The 20,016-nt window shown below is 71.2% G+C and carries 12 protein-coding genes; 9 read left to right on the plus strand and 3 right to left on the minus strand.

Annotated features, from left to right (window positions below; genetic code table 11):
- Nucleotides 1-31: 31 nt before the first annotated feature.
- Together ACH4DZ_RS37760 and ACH4DZ_RS37765 are read left to right on the plus strand one after the other, a co-directional pair.
- Entirely contained in the window at nt 32-4,003 is a 3,972-nt protein-coding gene (locus ACH4DZ_RS37760) for an AAA family ATPase (protein ID WP_398293083.1), read from the plus strand.
- A gap of 403 nt (nt 4,004-4,406) precedes the next feature.
- Nucleotides 4,407-5,822: a sugar porter family MFS transporter gene (locus ACH4DZ_RS37765; RefSeq protein ID WP_398293085.1), complete on the plus strand. Its 1,416-nt coding sequence runs from the start codon at nt 4,407-4,409 to the stop codon at nt 5,820-5,822.
- Nucleotides 5,823-5,915: 93 nt separating this feature from the next.
- Here ACH4DZ_RS37765 and ACH4DZ_RS37770 read toward each other — a convergent pair whose 3' ends face one another.
- Nucleotides 5,916-6,890: an LLM class flavin-dependent oxidoreductase gene (locus tag ACH4DZ_RS37770; RefSeq protein ID WP_398293087.1), complete on the minus strand. Its 975-nt coding sequence runs from the start codon at nt 6,888-6,890 to the stop codon at nt 5,916-5,918.
- A 331-nt stretch (nt 6,891-7,221) separates the two neighbouring features.
- On the opposite strand from ACH4DZ_RS37770, the gene ftsY reads away from it, so the two are divergent.
- Nucleotides 7,222-8,415, plus strand: a complete 1,194-nt coding sequence (gene ftsY, locus ACH4DZ_RS37775; protein ID WP_398293089.1) for a signal recognition particle-docking protein FtsY — start codon at nt 7,222-7,224, stop codon at nt 8,413-8,415.
- Nucleotides 8,416-8,555: 140 nt separating this feature from the next.
- Here ftsY and ACH4DZ_RS37780 read toward each other — a convergent pair whose 3' ends face one another.
- Nucleotides 8,556-9,209, minus strand: coding sequence for a bifunctional DNA primase/polymerase (locus ACH4DZ_RS37780; protein WP_398293091.1), 654 nt, complete (start codon nt 9,207-9,209; stop codon nt 8,556-8,558).
- A 458-nt stretch (nt 9,210-9,667) separates the two neighbouring features.
- Here ACH4DZ_RS37780 and ACH4DZ_RS37785 point away from each other — a divergent pair, with 458 nt between their 5' ends.
- The 5 genes from ACH4DZ_RS37785 to ffh all read left to right on the plus strand — a co-directional run bounded on the left by ACH4DZ_RS37785 (nt 9,668) and on the right by ffh (nt 17,400).
- Complete coding sequence (locus ACH4DZ_RS37785; protein WP_398293093.1) at nt 9,668-11,155, plus strand: hypothetical protein; 1,488 nt, start codon at nt 9,668-9,670, stop codon at nt 11,153-11,155.
- A 410-nt stretch (nt 11,156-11,565) separates the two neighbouring features.
- A complete protein-coding gene (locus ACH4DZ_RS37790; RefSeq protein ID WP_398293095.1) occupies nt 11,566-12,906 on the plus strand; it encodes an ammonium transporter in 1,341 nt (446 codons plus the stop codon).
- The gene (locus ACH4DZ_RS37795; RefSeq protein ID WP_388911245.1) at nt 12,903-13,241 is read left to right on the plus strand and encodes a P-II family nitrogen regulator; all 339 of its coding nucleotides are present in this window, start codon (nt 12,903-12,905) and stop codon (nt 13,239-13,241) included. The genes ACH4DZ_RS37790 and ACH4DZ_RS37795 overlap by 4 nt, the downstream gene beginning before the upstream one ends.
- Nucleotides 13,242-13,266: 25 nt before the next feature.
- Nucleotides 13,267-15,726: a [protein-PII] uridylyltransferase gene (locus tag ACH4DZ_RS37800; RefSeq protein ID WP_398293098.1), complete on the plus strand. Its 2,460-nt coding sequence runs from the start codon at nt 13,267-13,269 to the stop codon at nt 15,724-15,726.
- A 120-nt stretch (nt 15,727-15,846) separates the two neighbouring features.
- Nucleotides 15,847-17,400, plus strand: coding sequence for a signal recognition particle protein (gene ffh, locus ACH4DZ_RS37805; protein ID WP_398293100.1), 1,554 nt, complete (start codon nt 15,847-15,849; stop codon nt 17,398-17,400).
- 255 nt (nt 17,401-17,655) lie between these two features.
- Here ffh and ACH4DZ_RS37810 read toward each other — a convergent pair whose 3' ends face one another.
- Complete coding sequence (locus tag ACH4DZ_RS37810) at nt 17,656-18,513, minus strand: SAM-dependent methyltransferase (protein ID WP_398293102.1); 858 nt, start codon at nt 18,511-18,513, stop codon at nt 17,656-17,658.
- Nucleotides 18,514-19,267: 754 nt separating this feature from the next.
- Here ACH4DZ_RS37810 and ACH4DZ_RS37815 point away from each other — a divergent pair.
- Nucleotides 19,268-19,864: a hypothetical protein gene (locus tag ACH4DZ_RS37815; RefSeq protein WP_107021810.1), complete on the plus strand. Its 597-nt coding sequence runs from the start codon at nt 19,268-19,270 to the stop codon at nt 19,862-19,864.
- Nucleotides 19,865-20,016: the final 152 nt, after the last annotated feature.

Raw genomic sequence — 20,016 nt, forward strand, 5'->3', positions numbered from 1 at the left:
GAGACGGACCCGGAAGGTAAAGTCCGGCTGCGTGCACCTCAAGGCTCTGACCCTGCGCGGGTTCAAATCGTTCGCCTCGGCCACCACGCTGCGGTTCGAGCCGGGCATCACCTGCGTCGTGGGGCCCAACGGCTCCGGCAAGTCCAATGTCGTGGACGCCCTGAGCTGGGTCATGGGGGAGCAGGGGGCCAAGTCGCTGCGCGGCGGCAAGATGGAGGACGTCATCTTCGCCGGCACCACCGGGCGGCCCCCGCTGGGCCGCGCGGAGGTCTCGCTGACGATCGACAACTCCGACGGCGCGCTGCCCATCGAGTACGCCGAGGTGACCATCACGCGGATCATGTTCCGCAACGGCGGCAGCGAGTACCAGATCAACGGCGATACCTGCCGGTTGCTGGACATCCAGGAGCTGTTGTCCGACTCCGGCATCGGCCGTGAGATGCACGTCATCGTCGGACAGGGTCAGCTCGACTCCGTCCTGCACGCCGATCCGATGGGCCGCCGCGCCTTCATCGAGGAGGCCGCGGGCGTCCTCAAGCACCGCAAGCGCAAGGAGAAGGCGCTGCGGAAGCTGGACGCGATGAAGGCCAACCTCGCGCGCGTGCAGGACCTTACGGACGAGCTGCGGCGGCAGTTGAAGCCGCTCGGCCGGCAGGCCGCCGTCGCGCGCCGGGCCGCCGTCATCCAGGCGGATCTCCGGGACGCCCGGCTGAGACTGCTGGCCGACGATCTCGTACGGCTGCGAGGGGCTCTCCAGGCCGAGGTGGCCGACGAGGCCGCGCTCAAGGAGCGCAAGGAGGCCGCCGAGGCCGAGCTGCGGAAGGCCCTCCAGCGCGAGGCGACGCTGGAGGACGAGGTGCGGCGGCTCGCCCCGCGTCTGCAGCGGGCCCAGCAGACCTGGTACGAGCTGTCGCAGCTGGCCGAGCGGGTGCGCGGCACGGTCTCGCTGGCGGACGCGCGGGTGAAGAGCGCCACGGCCCAGCCGCCGGAGGAGCGGCGCGGACGCGACCCCGAGGACATGGAGCGCGAGGCCGCGCGGGTGCGTGAGCAGGAGGCCGAGCTCGAAGCGGCCTTGGGGGCGGCCGAGCACGCCCTGGAGGACACCGTCGCCCACCGGGCCGACCTGGAGCGTGAACTGGCGGTCGAGGAGCGGCGGCTGAAGGACGCGGCCCGGGCCATCGCCGACCGCCGCGAGGGGCTGGCCCGGCTGAGCGGCCAGGTCAACGCGGCCCGTTCGCGTGCCGCCTCCGCCCAGTCCGAGATCGACCGGCTCGCCGCCGCCCGCGACGAGGCACAGGACCGCGCGGTCGCCGCCCAGGAGGAGTACGAGCAGCTCAAGGCGGAGGTCGACGGGCTGGAGGCGGGTGACGAGGAACTCGCCGGACGGCACGAGGCGGCCAGGAGGGCCCTCACCGACGCCGAGTCCGCACTGACCGCGGCCCGCGAGGCGGCCACCTCCGCCGAACGCAGGCGCGCGGCCACCCAGGCCCGGCGCGACGCCCTTGCCCTCGGCCTGCGCCGCAAGGACGGCACCGGGGCGCTGCTCGCGGCGAGGGACCGGCTCTCGGGTCTGCTCGGCCCCGCCGCCGAACTGCTCACGGTCGTCCCGGGCCACGAGGTCGCGCTGGCGGCGGCCTTCGGCGCGGCGGCGGACGCGATCGCGGTGACCACGCCCGCCTCGGCCGCGGAGGCCATCCGCCTGCTCCGCAAACAGGACGCGGGCCGGGCGGCGCTGCTGCTGGCGGGATCCCCGGACCCGGCGGACCTGCCGGATCCGACGTTCGCCGCGGGACCAACACACACCCCGGGGGCGGCGGCCTTCGCGGCCGGAGACCCGCGGGCCGTCACGGCCCCGGGCGGCACGTCCACGACGGGCGATGCCACCGATGGCGGGGACCGGGACGGGAGCCGGGACAGCCGGCATGGGAGCAGGGACGGGAGCCGACCGGGCGGGCCGGCCGGTGAACGGTTCGCCGGGGCGGTCCCGGATCCTGCCGGCACCGGGGGCACTAGGGGCACTGGGAGTACTGGGAGTACTGGGGGCACTGGGAGTACGGGGGACTTCGGCGGCGGTGCCGAGTCGGGAGGGGCGGCCCAGTTCGGCGGCCCGACCGATCACGCCGCATCCCTCGGCGCCGACCACGCCGACCATGCCGACCCCTTGGGCACCGGTCACGGACACCCCCAGCCGCCCCCCGGCAACCCCCCGTACGCAGCCGATCTCGTTCGTGCGCCCTCCGAACTCATGCCTGCCGTACGGCGGCTGCTGCGGGGGATCGTCGTGGTGGGGACGCTGGAGGACGCCGAGGATCTTGTCTACGCGCGGCCCGAGCTGACCGCCGTGACCGCCGAGGGGGATCTGCTCGGCGCGCATTTCGCGCAGGGCGGTTCCGCCGGGGCGCCCAGTCTGCTCGAAGTGCAGGCGTCGGTGGACGAGGCCACGGCGGAGCTGGCGGAACTCGGCGTGCTGTGCGAGGAGTTGAGCGCGGCCCAGCAGCGCGCCACCGAGCTGCGCAAGGAACGGACGGTTCTCGTAGAGGAGTTGGGCGAGCGCCGGCGCGCCGGGGAGCGGGAGAAGTCCCAGGTCGCACAGCAGCTCGGCCGACTGGCCGGGCAGGCGCGGGGCGCCGTGGGGGAGGCCGAGCGGAGCACCGCCGCGGCGGCGCGGGCTCAGGAAGCCCTCGACCGGGCCGTGGAGGAGGCGGAGGAACTGGCCGAACGGCTCGTCGTCGCCGAGGAGATGCCGGTCGACGAGGAGCCCGACACCTCCGTACGGGACCGGCTCGCGGCCGACGGGGCCAACGCGCGGCAGACCGAGATGGAGGCCCGCCTCCAGGTGCGTACGCACGAGGAGCGGGTCAAGGGGCTGGCCGGACGGGCCGACTCGCTCGACCGGGCCGCGCGCGCCGAACGCGAGGCACGGGCCCGCGCCGAGCAGCGCCGGGCGCGGCTGCGGCACGAGGCCGCGGTCGCCGGGGCGGTCGCCTCCGGCGCACGGCAACTGCTCGCCCACGTGGAGGTCTCCCTCGGCCGCGCGGACGAGGAGCGTACGGCCGCGGAGAGCGCCAAGGCACGGCGTGAGCAGGAGCTCGTCGTCGCCCGTAACCAGGGCCGCGATCTCAAGGCCGAGCTGGACAAGCTCACGGACTCGGTGCACCGCGGTGAGGTGCTCGGGGCCGAGAAACGGCTGCGGATCGAGCAGCTGGAGGCGAAGGCGCTGGAGGAGCTGGGCGTCGAACCGGCGGGCCTGGTCGCGGACTTCGGGCCCACCCAGCTCGTCCCGCCCTCCCTGCCCGCCGAGGGCGAGGAGCTGCCGGACGACCCGGAGCATCCGCGCAACCAGCCCCGCCCCTTCCACCGGTCCGAGCAGGAGAAGCGGCTCAAGGCGGCCGAGCGCGCCTACCAGCAGCTCGGGAAGGTCAATCCGCTCGCGCTGGAGGAGTTCGCCGCGTTGGAGGAGCGCCACAAGTTCCTCAGCGAGCAGCTGGAGGACCTGAAGAAGACGCGTATCGATCTTCTCCAGGTGGTGAAGGAGGTCGACGAGCGGGTCGAGCAGGTCTTCACCGAGGCGTTCCGGGACACGGCACGGGAGTTCGAAGGGGTCTTCGGGCGGCTGTTCCCGGGCGGTGACGGCCGGCTGATCCTGACCGATCCCGACAACATGCTCACCACGGGTGTCGATGTCGAGGCCCGGCCGCCCGGCAAGAAGGTCAAGCGGCTCTCGCTGCTCTCGGGTGGCGAGCGGTCGCTGACCGCCGTCGCGATGCTCGTGGCGATCTTCAAGGCACGGCCCAGTCCGTTCTATGTGATGGACGAGGTCGAGGCGGCGCTCGACGACACCAATCTGCAGCGGCTGATCGGGATCATGCGAGAGCTGCAGGAGGCCTCGCAGCTGATCGTGATCACGCACCAGAAACGGACGATGGAGGTCGCCGACGCGCTGTACGGCGTCTCCATGCAGGGCGACGGAGTGTCGAAGGTCATCAGCCAGCGGCTGCGCTGATCCGCGCCCCCGGCCAACGGCTGCCCTGCCCCCGGCCGGCAGTCGCGTCGGCCCTCGCCCGAACGGCGGTACCGGTCGTCCCGGCCGCCCGGGAACACGCGTACGCGTTCGGCGACGGTTGTGGCGTTCCCCGCGCCGCTTACGGGGTATCCGTAGCTACGCAGCCTCTATCTCTTCAAGTCTTGAATGCCAGCCCCTTGCTAGTCCGTCACAAAGGGTGGTTTCTCGGTGCCAGTTCTTCACGGGACCCCCTGTTGACTTCGAAACTTGAAGGCATAGTCTCTGCTTCGTTGCTTTTACCTTCAGGTGGTGGGTGGCGTAAACGTGTGCGCCACTGGAGACACCGTCCGGAAGGGCTCGCCCCCACCCCCGGCAGTGAGGCCGGTGGCCCGAGGAGTTACACGTGACCAGCACAGCGCAGCCACCCCAGTCCGGAGCCCAACCGGCTCATCCCGAGCATCTCGGGCACGTCATCTTCATCGCGGCGGCGGCCGCGATGGGCGGCTTCCTCTTCGGCTACGACAGTGCCGTGATCAACGGCGCCGTCGAGGCCATCCGTGACCGGTACGAGGTCGGCTCCGCTGCCCTGGCCCAGGTCATCGCCATCGCACTGATCGGCTGTGCGATCGGCGCCGCCACCGCGGGCCGGATCGCCGACCGCATCGGCCGGATCCGCTGCATGCAGATCTCGGCGGTGCTGTTCACCGTCAGCGCGGTGGGTTCCGCACTGCCCTTCGCCCTGTACGACCTGGCGTTCTGGCGGGTCATCGGCGGCTTCGCCATCGGTATGGCCTCGGTCATCGGCCCGGCCTACATCGCCGAGGTCTCCCCGGCCGCCTACCGCGGGCGGCTCGGCTCCTTCCAGCAGGCCGCGATCGTCATCGGCATCGCCATCTCGCAGCTCGTCAACTGGGGCATCCTCAACGCCGCCGACGGCGACCAGCGCGGCACGGTCATGGGCCTGGAGGCCTGGCAGGTCATGCTCGGCGTGATGGTCATCCCGGCCGTCATCTACGGCCTGCTGTCCTTCGCGATCCCCGAGTCGCCGCGCTTTCTGATCTCCGCGGGCCGTGACAAGCGGGCCCGTGAGGTGCTGCGGGAGGTCGAGGGCGACATCGACCTGGACGCCCGCGTCGCCGAGATCGAGCACGCGATGAAGAGCGAGCACAAGTCGTCCTTCAAGGACCTGCTGGGCGGCACCTTCTTCTTCAAGCCGATCGTGTGGATCGGTATCGGGCTGTCGGTGTTCCAGCAGTTCGTCGGCATCAACGTGGCGTTCTACTACTCCTCCACGCTGTGGCAGTCGGTGGGCGTCGACCCGACGGACTCGTTCCTCTACTCGTTCACCACGTCGATCATCAACATCATCGGCACCGTGATCGCCATGATCTTCGTCGACCGGATCGGCCGCCGGCCCCTCGCCCTCATCGGTTCCGTGGGCATGGTCATCGGGCTGGGCCTGGAGGCCTGGGCCTTCTCCTACGACCTCGTCGACGGCAAACTGCCCGCCACCCAGGGCTGGGTCGCGCTGATCGCCGCCCATGTGTTCGTCCTCTTCTTCGCCCTCTCCTGGGGTGTCGTCGTGTGGGTCTTCCTCGGCGAGATGTTCCCCAACAAGCTCCGCGCCGCGGCACTCGGCGTCGCCGCCGCCGCGCAGTGGATCGCCAACTGGGCCATCACCGCGAGCTTCCCGTCCCTGGCGGACTGGAACCTCTCCATGACCTACGTGATCTACACGGTCTTCGCCGCGCTCTCCATCCCCTTCGTCCTCAAGTTCGTCAAGGAGACGAAGGGCAAGACGCTGGAGGAGATGGGCTAGCCCGCCGGCCCCACCGACCCGGGGGGAGGGGCCAAGTCCCCGCTGTCCTTCTCCCCGTACTCGTAGGAGGGCGTGCCGCCCCGGTTCCGAGGCCTACAGGGCCTTGAGCCGGGGCAGCACGTTTTCGCAGAACAGGTGCATGCTGCGCCACCCCTCGTCGACGGACATGCCGCCGGACAGCGGATGCAGTACGTAGCTGTCGAGGCCCAGCGCCAGACACTCCTCCGGCGTCACGATCCGGTAGACGCCCTCGGCGCGCAGCTCCTCCACCGTCGTGGCCCCCGACTTCACCGCCGAGCGGATGTCGGAGGACTGCCAGGAGGCGTACGTCCGGGCCTCGTGGAGGAAGTGCTCGCCGTGCTCGTCCCAGGCGCGGTCCGGGTCCTCGGCGAGGTGCAGCAGCGGGGTCACCGCGGCGGGCATCATGGTCCAGCCCTGGGTGCCGTACTCGACGAGCCGCTCCTTGTAGTACGCCTCGATGTCCGGCAGATGCGCGCTGGGGAAGAACGGCAGCCCGAGCCGCGCCGCGCGCCGGGCCGCGGCCTTCGAGGAGCCGCCCACCAGCAGCAGGGGGTGCGGATCCGAGAAGGGACGCGGGGTGACCCGTACGGTACGGCCGCGGTACTCGAAGTCCTCGCCGGTCCAGGCCTTCAGCAGGGTTTCCAGGAGCTCGTCCTGGAGGGCGCCGCGGCGTTTGTAGTCCACGCCGAAGAGCGCGTACTCCTCGGGGCGGTAGCCGATGCCCGCGACCGTGATGAGCCGGCCGCCGCTGAGGAGGTCGAGCACGGCGATGTCCTCGGCCAGGCGCAGCGGGTCGTGCAGCGGTCCGATGATGGCCGAGACCGTGACCGCGATCTTGCGGGTGGCGCCGAAGACCGCGCCCGCGAAGGTGAACGGGGAGGGCAGCCAGTTGTTGGCCGCGCCGTGGTGTTCCTCGGTCTGCACGGTGGTCATGCCGCGGTCGTCGGCGTAGGCGGACATCTCCAGTGCGGCCTTGTAGCGGGCGCTGAGGGAGGGGGGTGTGGCGGCGGGGTCGACGAGATTGAAACGTACGACCGTTACGGGCATGGGAGGGTCCCCTTCGCCGGGCGGGTGGGTGCCGGTGGCTTCGGTGGGGGTGACGGTAGCTGACGGGTTGTCAGACGACCAGGGGGGCGGCCCCTCGGGGGCTTTTCTCGCCCCCGCCGCCCCTACCCTTCCCGTCACGTACTCGGGGGCGCTGCCCCCGGACCCCCGGTCCTCAAACGCCGGACGGGCTGAAGATGCCGGACCGTCCGCGAATCTTCAGCCCGTCCGGCGTTTGAGGACGAGCGCGCAAGCGCGACAGGGGGGTCTGGGGGCGCAGCCCCCAGGGCAGGAACGGCAACCGGAAGGGGTGGTCGCGCATACTGGACCCGTTATGGAAATCGTCATCCTTGCTGTAGTCATCGCCGTGGTCGTGATCGGCGCGCTCGGCGGCCTCGTCGTCGGCAGCCGCCGGCGCAGGCAGCTGCCCCCGCCGCCCCCCGCCGCCCCCGACATCACGGCTCCGCCGGCCGAGCCGCACATCGGCGACGAGGCCGAGACGCCGCGCGACGAACCGCGCCGCACGATAGAGGAGGTGGATCTTCCGGACGCCTCGGCGACCGCCCCGGTCGTCGAAGCACCCCCGGTCGAGGTCGAGGTCCCGGAACCGACCGCCGGTCGCCTGGTGCGGCTGCGTGCCCGGCTCTCCCGCTCGCAGAACGCGCTCGGCAAGGGGCTCCTCACGCTCCTCGCGCGCGAGCACCTCGACGACGACACCTGGGAGGAGATCGAGGACACGCTGCTCACCGCCGACGTCGGCGTGCAGCCCACCCAGGAACTGGTCGAGCGGCTGCGCGAGCGCGTGAAGGTGCTCGGCACCCGCACGCCCGAGGAGCTGCGCGCCCTGCTGCGCGAGGAACTGCTCACGCTGCTGGTGCCCGACTTCGACCGCACGGTGCACACCGAGTCGCCGCTGGACACGCCCGGCATCGTGATGGTCGTCGGGGTCAACGGCACCGGCAAGACCACCACGACCGGCAAGCTCGCCCGTGTGCTCGTCGCCGACGGCAAGCACGTGCTGCTCGGCGCGGCCGACACCTTCCGGGCCGCCGCCGCCGACCAGCTGCAGACCTGGGGCGAGCGCGTCGGCGCCCGCACGGTACGCGGTCCCGAGGGCGGCGACCCCGCCTCGATCGCCTTCGACGCGGTCAAGGAGGGCATCCAGGAGGGTGCCGACGTCGTACTGATCGACACGGCCGGCCGGCTGCACACCAAGACCGGCCTCATGGACGAACTGGGCAAGGTCAAGCGCGTCGTCGAGAAGCACGCCCCGCTCGACGAGGTGCTGCTCGTCCTGGACGCCACCACCGGTCAGAACGGTCTGGTGCAGGCTCGCGTCTTCGCCGAGGTCGTCAACATCACCGGCATCGTCCTGACCAAGCTCGACGGCACGGCCAAGGGCGGCATCGTCATCGCCGTCCAGCGCGAGCTGGGCGTCCCGGTCAAGCTCATCGGTCTGGGCGAGGGCGCGGACGACCTGGCCCCGTTCGAGCCGGAAGCGTTCGTGGATGCCCTTATCGGAGAGTGAGAACGCGCACGGCACGTGCGTGCGTGATGAAGGGCCCCGCTCCATGGTGCAGATGGAGTGGGGCCCTTCCGTATCGGCAGGCCTCTGTGGAGGAGGCCTGTGCCGACAGGTCTGTGCCGCCAGGGTCTGTGCCGACAGATCTACGGGCGTGAGCGGTGGGCCACGTACGCCAGTGTCCCCAGCAGCAGTCGGGCGGCCGGCGGCTTCGTCGCGGAGTCGAGCGCGGGGGAGCGGAGCCAGCGGACCGGGCCGAGGCCGCCGCGGTCGGAGGGCGGGGCCGTGATGTGCGTACCGGGACCCAGGCCGTGCAGGTCTAGCGTCGCGTCGTCCCAGCCCATGCGGTAGAGCAGCTGGGGCAGTTCGGCCGCTGCGCCGGGTGCGACGAGGAAGTGGGCGCGGCCCTCGGGGGTGACGGTCACGGGGCCCAGCGGAAGGCCCATGCGTTCGAGCCGGACCAGGGCCCGGCGGCCCGCGGACTCGGCGACCTCGATGACGTCGAAGGCGCGGCCCACGGGGAGCATCACCGCGGCGCCGGGGAATTCGCCCCAGGCCTCCGTCACCTCGTCCAGGGTGGCCCGCGCCGGGACGACGGGCGCGAAGTCCAGGGGATGCGCGCCGCGTCGGGAGCAGTCCGCCCGGCCGCAGGAGCAGGCGCCCGCGGCCGCCCGGGCGCCGGGCACCACGTCCCAGCCCCACAGTCCGGTGAACTCGGCCACGGCCGTGCACTCCGTGGAGCGGCCGCGGCGACGCGAGCCGGACCGAATTTCGCGGATGCCGCCGATCGTGAAACCCATGCCCCCTCCAACGGGTCCAGCCTGTCCGTGGTTACGTCCCGGAATCGAGTCGTGACTCTCAGTTGCCGCCCGTACTCTCCGTTCCCCTCCGCGCGCGGTTCGAATGCGGCGCCCGGTTGCAACGCGGGTGGTGCGCCCGGTTTCGCGCGCCCCGGTGTGCATCGTTCCGCCCACTTCCGGCCGTCAGGTGTCAAGTGAATCGCGTGGCGGCCACCGCGAGTTCATTCGAAGGGGTGGCGAATGGTGGCGTTTCCGGGATCGCCATGGCTGGGGCGGTGATCGCCGGATTACTGTGAGTGCACAGGTCCTGGGGACGCATGCACTTGTGGGTATGCCGGAGGCAACTCGTCTTCCCGTTCGATGGGTGAGAACGGTCGGACGGGGACCCCGTTTACCGGCATTCTGTTAGGGCTTGGCGCATACAGCGCGCAAGTGGGTTCAGGGATGGGGGCGTTCCAGTGGGCGGCAACGGCGGAAGCGGGACGACCGCGACTGGCACGGAGAAACGCCCCAATGAGTTGTTGGGCTCGTGGTTCGTGCGCAGCGGCTGGTCCAAGGGCGAGCTGGCGCGCCAGGTGAACCGCAGAGCACGCCAGTTGGGCGCCAGCCACATCTCGACGGACACCTCGCGTGTCCGCCGCTGGCTCGACGGGGAGAACCCGCGCGAGCCGATCCCGCGCATCCTCTCCGAGCTGTTCTCCGAGCGCTTCGGCTGTGTCGTCGCCGTCGAGGACCTGGGCCTGCGCGCCGCTCACCGGTCACCGTCCGTGTCGGGCGTCGATCTGCCCTGGACCGGCCCGCAGACGGTCGCCCTGATCAGCGAGTTCTCCCGCAGCGACCTGATGCTGGCGCGCCGCGGCTTCCTCGGCACGTCCCTCGCCCTCTCCGCGGGACCCACGCTCATCGAGCCCATGCAGCGCTGGCTGGTGCCCAGCCCCACCACCCCGCGCCCGGAGCCCGCCCTCTCCGCCGCCGCCTCGCGCCGCCCAGGCCGGCTCTCCCAGCCCGAGCTGGACCTCCTGGAATCCACCACCGTCATGTTCCGCCAGTGGGACGCCCAGTGCGGCGGCGGTCTGCGCCGCAAGGCGGTCGTCGGCCAGCTGCACGAGGTGACCGACCTGCTCCAGGAGCCGCAGCCCGAGGCCACCACCCGGCGGCTGTTCAAGGTCGCCGCCGAGCTGGCCGAGCTGGCCGGCTGGATGAGCTACGACGTGGGGCTCCAAGCCACCGCCCAGAAGTACTTCGTCCTCGCCCTGCACGCCGCCAAGGAAGCCGCCGACCGGCCGCTGGGTTCGTACATCCTCTCCAGCATGAGCCGCCAGATGATCCACCTGGGGCGGCCCGAGGACGCGCTGGAGCTGATCCACCTGGCGCAGTACGGAAGCCGGGACTGCGCGAGTCCTCGTACGCAGTCCATGCTGTATGCGATGGAGGCCCGCGCCTACGCCAACATGGGGCAGCCCGGGAAGTGCAAGCGGGCCGTCCGGATGGCCGAGGACACCTTCGGGGACGCCGAGGAGTTCGACGAGCCCGAGGCCGACTGGATCCGCTTCTTCTCCGAGGCCGAGCTGCACGGCGAGAACAGCCACTCCTACCGCGACCTCGCCTATGTCGCCGGCCGCAGTCCCGCGTACGCGTCACTGGCCGAGCCCGTCATGCAGCAAGCGGTCGACCTGTTCGAGAAGGACACCGAACACCAGCGTTCATACGCGCTCAACCTCGTCGGAATGGGCACGGTGCACCTCCTGCGGCGAGAACCCGAGCAGAGCACGGTCCTGGTGCGCAAAGCCCTCACGATCGCCAAGAAAGTGCGCTCGGAGCGGGTCAACACTCGTATCCGAAAAACAGTCGACACGGCCGTCCGCGACTTCGGGGACCTCGCCGCCGTCATCGACCTGACCGATCAGCTGGCCATCGACCTGCCCGAGACCGCCGAGGCGGGCTGACCCCCAGTACGCCGGCCGCGACCACCGTCCATAACAGCCCGACTCGGCTCCCCCATGCCAGGTCATCGGACGGAGGCCGCGGCCGGTCCGGCTTTCGCGCCTGAACCGGCGCCGCTCTCGCGTAGGTGGCTGGGCGCCGTCTGGGTTGCTCAATCGATGGCTTGGGTCGCGGTTGGTACCGCCTGGGGGTGCGGCCGGTGGAAGGTTGCGCCACGATAACGATCGGCGCCGCCGCAATCCGGCGGTTCATCGACGCGTAACACGCACGTTCTCTTCGTCACCCGGGCGAAACATACAGGGGCTCCGGTCGAAACGGCGCTGCGCCAATCTCTGGCACATAACCGGCCCACCCCTCACAACCGCTCATGGCTTCGCCCGCACGGGGCCGTACCAACGACGAGGAGACGCCGATGGCACCAGCCATCACGCTTGCCGCAGACGCTCCCACGCTGTCTGCCGCCAACACCGGGTTCATGCTCATCTGTTCCGCCCTGGTGCTGATCATGACTCCCGGACTCGCCTTCTTCTACGGGGGCATGGTCAGGGTCAAGAGCACCTTGAACATGCTGATGATGAGCTTCATCAGCATGGGGATCATCACGATCCTGTGGGTGCTCTACGGCTTCTCGATGGCCTTCGGTACCGACTCGGGCAGCATCGTCGGATGGTCCTCGGACTTCGTCGGCCTCAGCGGCATCGGCAAGATGGAGCTCTGGGACGGCTACACCATCCCGATCTACGTCTTCGCCGTCTTCCAGCTGATGTTCGCGATCATCACGCCCGCCCTGATAAGCGGCGCTCTCGCGGACCGCGTGAAGTTCACCGCCTGGTCGCTGTTCATCGCCCTGTGGGCCACGGTCGTGTACTTCCCCGTCGCCCACTGGGTCTGGGGCACCGGCGGCTGGGCCTTCGAGCTCGGCGTCATCGACTTCGCCGGCGGTACGGCGGTCCACATCAACGCGGGTGCCGCGGCGCTCGGCGTCATCCTCGTCATCGGCAAGCGCGTCGGGTTCAAGAAGGACCCGATGCGCCCGCACAGCCTCCCCCTGGTGATGCTCGGCGCCGGTCTGCTGTGGTTCGGCTGGTTCGGGTTCAACGCCGGCTCCTGGCTCGGCAACGACGACGGCGTAGGCGCGCTGATGTTCGTCAACACGCAGGTCGCCACCGCCGCCGCCATGCTCGCCTGGCTCGCCTACGAGAAGATCCGCCACGGCGCGTTCACCACCCTCGGCGCAGCCTCCGGCGCCGTCGCGGGTCTGGTCGCGATCACCCCGTCCGGCGGCGCCGTCTCCCCGCTCGGCGCGATCGCGGTGGGCGCCATCGCCGGTGTGCTGTGCGCCATGGCCGTCGGCCTCAAGTACAAGTTCGGCTACGACGACTCGCTCGACGTCGTCGGCGTCCACCTCGTCGGCGGTGTCGCCGGGTCCCTGCTGATCGGCTTCTTCGCCACCGGCGGCGGCCAGTCCGACGTCGCGGGCCTCTTCTACGGCGGCGGCCTCGACCAGTTCTGGAAGCAGTGCGCCGGTGTCTTCGGTGTCCTCGCCTACTCCCTGGTGGCCTCCGCGGTGCTCGCCTTCCTGATCGACAAGACGATCGGGATGCGCGTTCCCGAGGACGTCGAGGTCGCGGGCATCGACCAGGAGGAGCACGCCGAGACCGCATACGACTTCAGCGGTGCCGGTGGCGGCGCCGCCCGTACCGCGACACCGGCTCCGGCAGCCGGCGCCGCGAGCAAGAAGGTGGACGCATGAAGCTCATCACCGCCGTCGTCAAGCCCCACCGGCTCGACGAGATCAAGGAGGCCCTGCAGGCCTTCGGCGTCCACGGCCTCACGGTCACCGAGGCGAGCGGTTACGGTCGTCAGCGGGGCCACACCGAGGTCTACCGCGGTGCCGAGTACACCGTCGACCTCGTTCCCAAGATCCGTATCGAGGTACTGGTCGACGACGCCGACGCCGAGCAGCTGCTCGACGTCATCGTGAAGGCGGCCCGTACCGGCAAGATCGGGGACGGCAAGGTCTGGTCCGTCCCGGTCGAGACGGCGGTCCGGGTCCGGACCGGCGAGCGCGGACCCGACGCGCTGTAGTCAGCAGACGAACAGGAGCCACTGGGTGACGAGTACGGACGTGCGTACAGAAGCAGAGGACTCGGGACCCAGCGGCTACGCGGCGGCCCGGCTGCGCCTCCTCCAGGAGGGGGCGCGGTCCGGGCCGCCGCGCCGTTCGGCCCTCGCCGAACTGACCGACGACTGGCTCACCGGTCTCTTCGACGCGGGCGCCGAGAAACTGCGCGGCGTCTCGCTCGTCGCCGTCGGCGGCTACGGCCGCGGCGAACTCTCCCCGCGCAGCGACCTCGACCTGCTGCTCCTGCACGACGGCGGCGCGGACTCGGGCGCGATCGCCTCCCTGGCCGACCGCATCTGGTACCCGATCTGGGACCTCGGCCTCGACCTCGACCACTCCGTCCGCACCCCCGCCGAGGCACGCAGAACGGCGGGCGAGGACCTCAAGGTCCAGCTCGGACTGCTCGACGCACGCCACATCGCGGGCGACCTCGGCCTGACCGCCTCACTGCGTACGGCCGTCCTCGCCGACTGGCGCAACCAGGCACCCAAACGCCTCCCCGAACTCCAGGAACTGTGCGCCGAGCGCGCCGAACGCCAGGGCGAACTCCAGTACCTCCTCGAACCCGACCTCAAGGAGGCCCGCGGCGGCCTGCGCGACGCCACCGCACTGCGTGCCGTCGCCGCCTCCTGGCTCGCCGACGCCCCGCGCGAGGGCCTGGCCGACGCCCGCAAGAGCCTCCTCGACGTTCGTGACGCCCTGCACCTCGCCACCGGCCGCGCCACCGACCGCCTCGCACTCCAGGAACAGGACCAGGTCGCCGCGGAACTCGGCCTGCTGGACGCCGACACCCTGCTCCGCCAGGTGTACGAGGCCGCCCGCGTCGTCTCGTACGCCAGTGATGTCACCTGGCGTGAGGTGGGGCGCGTGCTGCGGTCGCGCGCCGTGAGACCGCGGCTGCGCGCCATGCTGGGCGGCGGCAAACCCGCCCCCGAACGCTCCCCGCTGGCCGAGGGTGTCGTCGAGCAGGACGGCGAGGTCGTCCTCGCCCGCGCCGCCCGCCCCGACCGCGACCCCGTACTGCCGCTGCGCGCGGCGGCAGCCGCCGCCCAGGCGGGCCTGCCGCTCTCGCTGCACGCGGTCCGCCGGATGGCCGCCACGACCCGTCCGCTGCCCACGCCGTGGCCCGCCGAGGCCCGCCAGCAACTCATCACCCTGCTCGGCTCCGGCCCCTCGACCATCGAGGTCTGGGAGGCTCTGGAGGCGGAGGGGCTGATCACCCGGCTGCTGCCCGACTGGGAGCGCGTCCGCTGCCGGCCGCAGCGCAACGCCGTCCACATCTGGACCGTCGACCGCCATCTGATCGAGACGGCGGTGCGCGCCGCCGAGTTCACCCGCCGCGTCCACCGCCCCGACCTGCTCCTGGTCTCCGCCCTGCTGCACGACATCGGCAAGGGCTGGCCCGGCGACCACTCGGTGGCCGGCGAGATCATCGCGCGGGACGTGGCGGCCCGCATCGGCTTCGACCGCACGGACGTGGCCACCCTCGCCACCCTCGTACGCCATCACCTCCTCCTCATCGAGACGGCGACCAGGCGCGATCTGGAGGACCCGGCGACCGTGCGCTCGGTCGCCGAGGCGGTCGGCTCGCAGGGCACGCTGGAGCTCCTGCACGCGCTCACCGAGGCCGACGCGCTCGCCACCGGTCCGGCAGCCTGGTCCTCGTGGCGCGCGTCCCTCGTCGCGGACCTGGTCAAGCGGGTCTCCGCCGTGCTCGCCGGGGACGACCCCGAGGAGCCCGAGGCCGCGGCGCCCACCGCCGAACAGGAACGGCTCGCCATCGAGGCGTTCCGCACCGGCGGTCCCGTGCTCGCGCTGCGGGCCCAGACCGAACCGCCGGCCGAACCCTCCCCCGAGGAGGCCCCGGGCGAGCCGGAACCCCTCGGCGTGGAACTGCTCATCGCGGTACCGGACCAGAAGGGCGTCCTGCCGGCTGTGGCGGGCGTCCTCGCCATGCACCGGCTCACCGTGCGGACGGCGGAACTGCGGGCCCTGGAGCTGCCCGACGGCGTCTCCGGCTCCGTCCTGCTGCTCGACTGGCGGGTCGCCGCCGAGTACGGGTCCCTGCCGCAGGCCGCCCGGCTGCGCGCCGATCTCGTACGCGCCCTCGACGGGTCCCTCGACATCGCCGGACGTCTGGCCGAGCGGGACGCCGCCTATCCGCGCCGGCGGGGCATCGTGGCGCCGGCGGCCCGGGTGAGCGTGGCCCCCGCCGCGTCCAGGCTCGCCACGGTCATCGAGGTCCGCGCCCATGACGCACCGGGGCTGCTGCACCGGATCGGGCGCGCGCTGGAGGACGCGCAGGTGCGGGTGCGCAGCGCGCACGTGTCCACGCTGGGCGCCAACGCGGTGGACGCGTTCTACGTGACCGGGCGCGAGGGGGTGCCGTTGCCGGGGGAGCAGGCGGCCTCGCTGGCGCGGGCGCTGGAGGATACGTTGCGGGAGTGAGGGTGCGCCCCGTCGTGACCCAAGCCTGTGACGACGGGGTGGAGACCCTTTCTGGTGCGGGCAGATACTCTGGAGGGCGGACCTGCCCCCCTGCCCCCTACTTGAGGATTCGCGACCGCCGTGTTCGACACTCTCTCCGATCGCCTCGCAGCGACATTCAAGAACCTTCGCGGCAAGGGGCGCCTGTCCGAGGCGGACATCGACGCCACCGCGCGCGAGATCCGTATCGCCCTGCTGGAAGCGGATGTCGCGCTGCCGGTCGTCCGGGCCTTCATCAAGCAGGTCAAGGAGAGGGCCCTAGGGGCCGAGGTATCGCAGGCGCTCAATCCCGCCCAGCAGGTCATCAAGATCGTCAACGAGGAGCTCGTCGGCATCCTCGGCGGCGAGACCCGTCGGCTGCGCTTCGCGAAGCAGCCGCCGACCGTGATCATGCTCGCGGGTCTGCAGGGTGCCGGTAAGACCACGCTCGCCGGAAAGCTCGGCAAGTGGCTGCAGGGCCAGGGACACGCCCCGCTGCTCGTCGCGTGCGACCTGCAGCGTCCGAACGCGGTGAACCAGCTGAGCGTCGTCGGCGAGCGCGCGGGCGTCGGCGTCTACGCGCCGCAGCCGGGCAACGGCGTCGGCGACCCGGTCCAGGTCGCCAAGGACTCCATCGAGTACGCGAAGCAGAAGCAGCACGACGTCGTCATCGTCGACACCGCGGGCCGCCTCGGCATCGACGCCGAACTGATGCAGCAGGCCTCCGACATCCGCGACGCGGTCTCGCCGGACGAGATCCTCTTCGTCGTCGACGCGATGGTCGGCCAGGACGCGGTCAACACCGCGGAGGCCTTCCGCGACGGAGTCGGCTTCGACGGCGTGGTCCTCTCCAAGCTCGACGGCGACGCCCGCGGTGGCGCGGCGCTCTCCATCGCGCATGTCACCGGCCGTCAGATCATGTTCGCCTCCAACGGCGAGAAGCTGGACGACTTCGACGCGTTCCACCCGGACCGCATGGCGTCCCGCATCCTCGGCATGGGCGACATGCTCACGCTGATCGAGAAGGCCGAGCAGACCTTCTCGCAGCAGGAGGCCGAGGCCATGGCCTCGAAGCTGGCCTCCAAGAAGGGCGAGGACTTCACGCTCGACGACTTCCTGGCCCAGATGGAGCAGGTCAGGAAGATGGGCTCCATTTCCAAACTGCTCGGCATGCTGCCCGGCATGGGCCAGATCAAGGATCAGATCAGCAACCTCGACGAGCGCGACGTCGACCGTACGGCCGCGATCATCAAGTCGATGACCCCGGCCGAGCGCCAGGACGCGACGATCATCAACGGCTCACGGCGGGCCCGTATCGCCAAGGGCTCCGGCGTCGAGGTCAGTGCGGTCAAGGGCTTGGTCGAGCGGTTCTTCGAGGCCCGCAAGATGATGTCCCGCATGGCCCAGGGCGGCGGCATGCCGGGAATGCCCGGGATGCCGGGCATGGGCGGCGGCGCCGGCCGGACGAAGAAGCAGCCCAAGAAGAGCAAGGGCAAGCAGCGCTCCGGCAACCCGATGAAGCGCAAGCAGCAGGAGGAAGAGGCCGCGGCTAGGCGGGAGGCCGGGGGGCAGGCGGGCGGCGCGTTCGGTCTGCCGGGCGGTCAGCAGCCGCAGAACTTCGAACTTCCCGACGAGTTCAAGAAGTTCATGGGCTAGGGGCTGGTCGCTGCCTCGGGGGTGCTGCCCCCGAACCCCCGTTGTCCTCAGGCGCCGGACGGGCTGATCGTTTCGGCTGCGGGTTCGGCGGGGGCTGGTCGCGCAGTTCCCCGCGCCCCTGGAAGTGGGGCTGAGCCCCTACTTCCAGCCTGTCCGGCGTTTGAGGACGAGCGCGCAAGCGCGATATGGGGGGTCTGGGGGCGAAGCCCCCAGGACAGGGACGGGAACAGGTAGGGGCGGCGGGGGCGAAAGGCCTCAAGCCGTCCGAGCGATCAGATACCGGAAGACGTTCGGCATCCACACCGTCCCGTCCCGCCGTTTGTACGGATGCAGAGCCTCCCGCACCTCCTTGTCGACCTGATCCGGATCCGTGGCGGCGACAGCCGCGTCGAAGAGCCCCGTGGACAGCAGCCCCCGCACCGCGTTGTCCACGTCCGCGTACCCGAAGGGGCACGCGACCCGCCCCGACCCGTCGGGCCGAAGGCCGGCCCGCTGGGCGACCTCCTCCAGGTCGTCACGGCGGGCCGGGCGCCAACTGCCCGTACCGCGCAGGGGATCCGCCAGCTTCGCGGCGACCCGCAGTACCGAGGACGTGGCACACCGCTCCGGAGGTCCCCAGCCCGTGAGAACCACGGGGACCCCCCGGCCGACGAGCGGACCCGCAACCGCCAGAGCTTCGGTGAGACCTTCGGAGTCGTCGGCCGCACACCCGACCGGCTCGAAAGCCGTCACCAGGTTGTACGCGGCCGACGCCATGTCGTCGACGTCCGTCGGCTCCCCGTCCGTCAGCCGCGCACCGGCACGCGCACGCCTGCCCCGTACCGCGGGGAGCAGACGCTCCCGCGCGAGGGCCAGCCGCTCCGGCGCGTGGGCCTGCACACCGGTGACCGACGCGCCCCGCGCCGCGGCCGTCAGCAGCGCCAGGCCGGACCCGCAGCCGAGCCCCAACAGCCTGGTCGAGGAGCCCACTTCGAGTCGCTCGTAGACGGCCTCGTGGAGCGGTACGAGCATCCGCTCCTGAATCTCGGCCCAGTCACGCGCGCGTGCCCACTGATCCACCTGGGGCGCAGCCCCCGAGTGAGGTAGGTGCTGCCGCACGAGCGTAGGTGTCATCGAATGTGCCCCAATCCGCAGAGAGTTGCGTTCGTGCCCCGTTCCTTCACCCCCGTGCAGTGCGCTCGCACTCCCCCCGTATGCCAGGAAACTGCGCGCTCGTCCTGGCGTCCAGGGGTTACGGCGCCCGGTTTGCGTACCATCGGCGCGCGCCGCGAGAATTCACATACCGGCAACATGTGCGTCCGCCGTTCCTTGCCGATCGGCGGGCGGACGTCATCCGTCGCGGACGCGTCCGCCGTCGCGGACGCGCGCGGTGGATGGCCTGTTCATGCCGTACGGCGATGACAGTGGGTGGCGGGCGTCGCCGTGCCCCCGCCCCGCAGGCCGTGGTTTCCGGCGTCGAAGGTGACGACGCGGTTCCGGCCAAGGTCCACGAACTCGCCGACCGGCTGTCGCGGAGGACCGTACGGTGTCCGGTGGCCGGGGACGGGCCGGTGTCCCGGTTCGATGACGCACCCGGTAACGTCGCCGTCGTGGCCCGCGTCGACCGGGCCCCGGCATTCCGCCGTGAGAAGGACCGAAACGCCTCTTGCGCATCCGGCGACCTCAGGTGTCCCGGTACGCAGACAGCGCCTACAGGCCCGGACGTACACGTCACTACGTACCGGCTGGGTGTGAACTGTGAGGCTTCTCCGCAGATCAGCGCACCCGCCCTCGTCAGGACGCATCAGCGGCAACTGACGGGTACGTGCAAAATATTTGGGATGCCCCGGAATAGGAACACAGAGGCACCCCGGCTCGTTGTCATTACGTGAGCACGACACCACCTGTTCTCGCCGCAGAGCTGGCAGGGGCGTGGGCCGACATTCAGCGGCACCACCCCGAGCTGCCCGATCTTGCCGCGCCAGAGTCCCTGATCGGGGAGTCGTCGTCCGCCTGCGGACACGAACTCTCCTTCGAACGACTGCTTCACGAAGCAGTCCACGGCATCGCCGCCGCCCGAGGTGTCCGCGACACCTCCCGCGCCGGCCGGTACCACAACCGCAGATTCCTCGCGATCGCCGAGGAGTTGGGACTGGACCACCCCGAGGAACCGCATCCCAGCAGCGGCTTCTCGCTGGTCACGCTCAACCCCGAGGCGAAGCGGCGCTACCGCCCGACGATCGAGCGGCTGCAGCGCGCCCTCAAGGCGCACACGGTCGCGACCGCCGCCGACACGGCCCGCAGCTTCCGGGGCCCGGCCGCCCGGCACGGCTCCTCCGGAGGGGGCGTGCGCGTGAAGGCGGTCTGCGACTGCGGGCGTAACGTGCGCGTCGTCCCGTCGGTCCTCGCGCAGGCCCCGATCGTGTGCGGAGGGTGCGGGAAGCCGTTCCGCATCCCGGAGGTGGTCGGCGCCGCAGCGGGCTGAGCGGACGGCTGACGCAACGGCGGGCCGTCGTCCCGCCGGGGTGGTGCGGGAGAGCGCGGCGGCACTTCGTGGGTGCCGGCTCGTGCGACGGCCCACCTCGACGGCGACACCCGTACCGCGCCCGGTGGTATCGCTATCGCCCCGGGCTGCCC

The organism is Streptomyces sp. NPDC017991 (assembly GCF_044328075.1).
In the GTDB taxonomy this organism is placed as follows: domain Bacteria; phylum Actinomycetota; class Actinomycetes; order Streptomycetales; family Streptomycetaceae; genus Streptomyces.

What these genes read in the sequence shown, in the direction of transcription:
- ftsY (WP_398293089.1), top strand. Translation starts at nt 7,222, where the DNA reads ATGGAAATCGTCATCCTTGCTGTAGTCATCGCCGTGGTCGTGATCGGC.
- ACH4DZ_RS37795 (WP_388911245.1), top strand. Translation starts at nt 12,903, where the DNA reads ATGAAGCTCATCACCGCCGTCGTCAAGCCCCACCGGCTCGACGAGATC.
- ACH4DZ_RS37790 (WP_398293095.1), top strand. Translation starts at nt 11,566, where the DNA reads ATGGCACCAGCCATCACGCTTGCCGCAGACGCTCCCACGCTGTCTGCC.
- ACH4DZ_RS37810 (WP_398293102.1), bottom strand. Translation starts at nt 18,513, where the DNA reads ATGACACCTACGCTCGTGCGGCAGCACCTACCTCACTCGGGGGCTGCG.
- ACH4DZ_RS37780 (WP_398293091.1), bottom strand. Translation starts at nt 9,209, where the DNA reads ATGGGTTTCACGATCGGCGGCATCCGCGAAATTCGGTCCGGCTCGCGT.
- ACH4DZ_RS37770 (WP_398293087.1), bottom strand. Translation starts at nt 6,890, where the DNA reads ATGCCCGTAACGGTCGTACGTTTCAATCTCGTCGACCCCGCCGCCACA.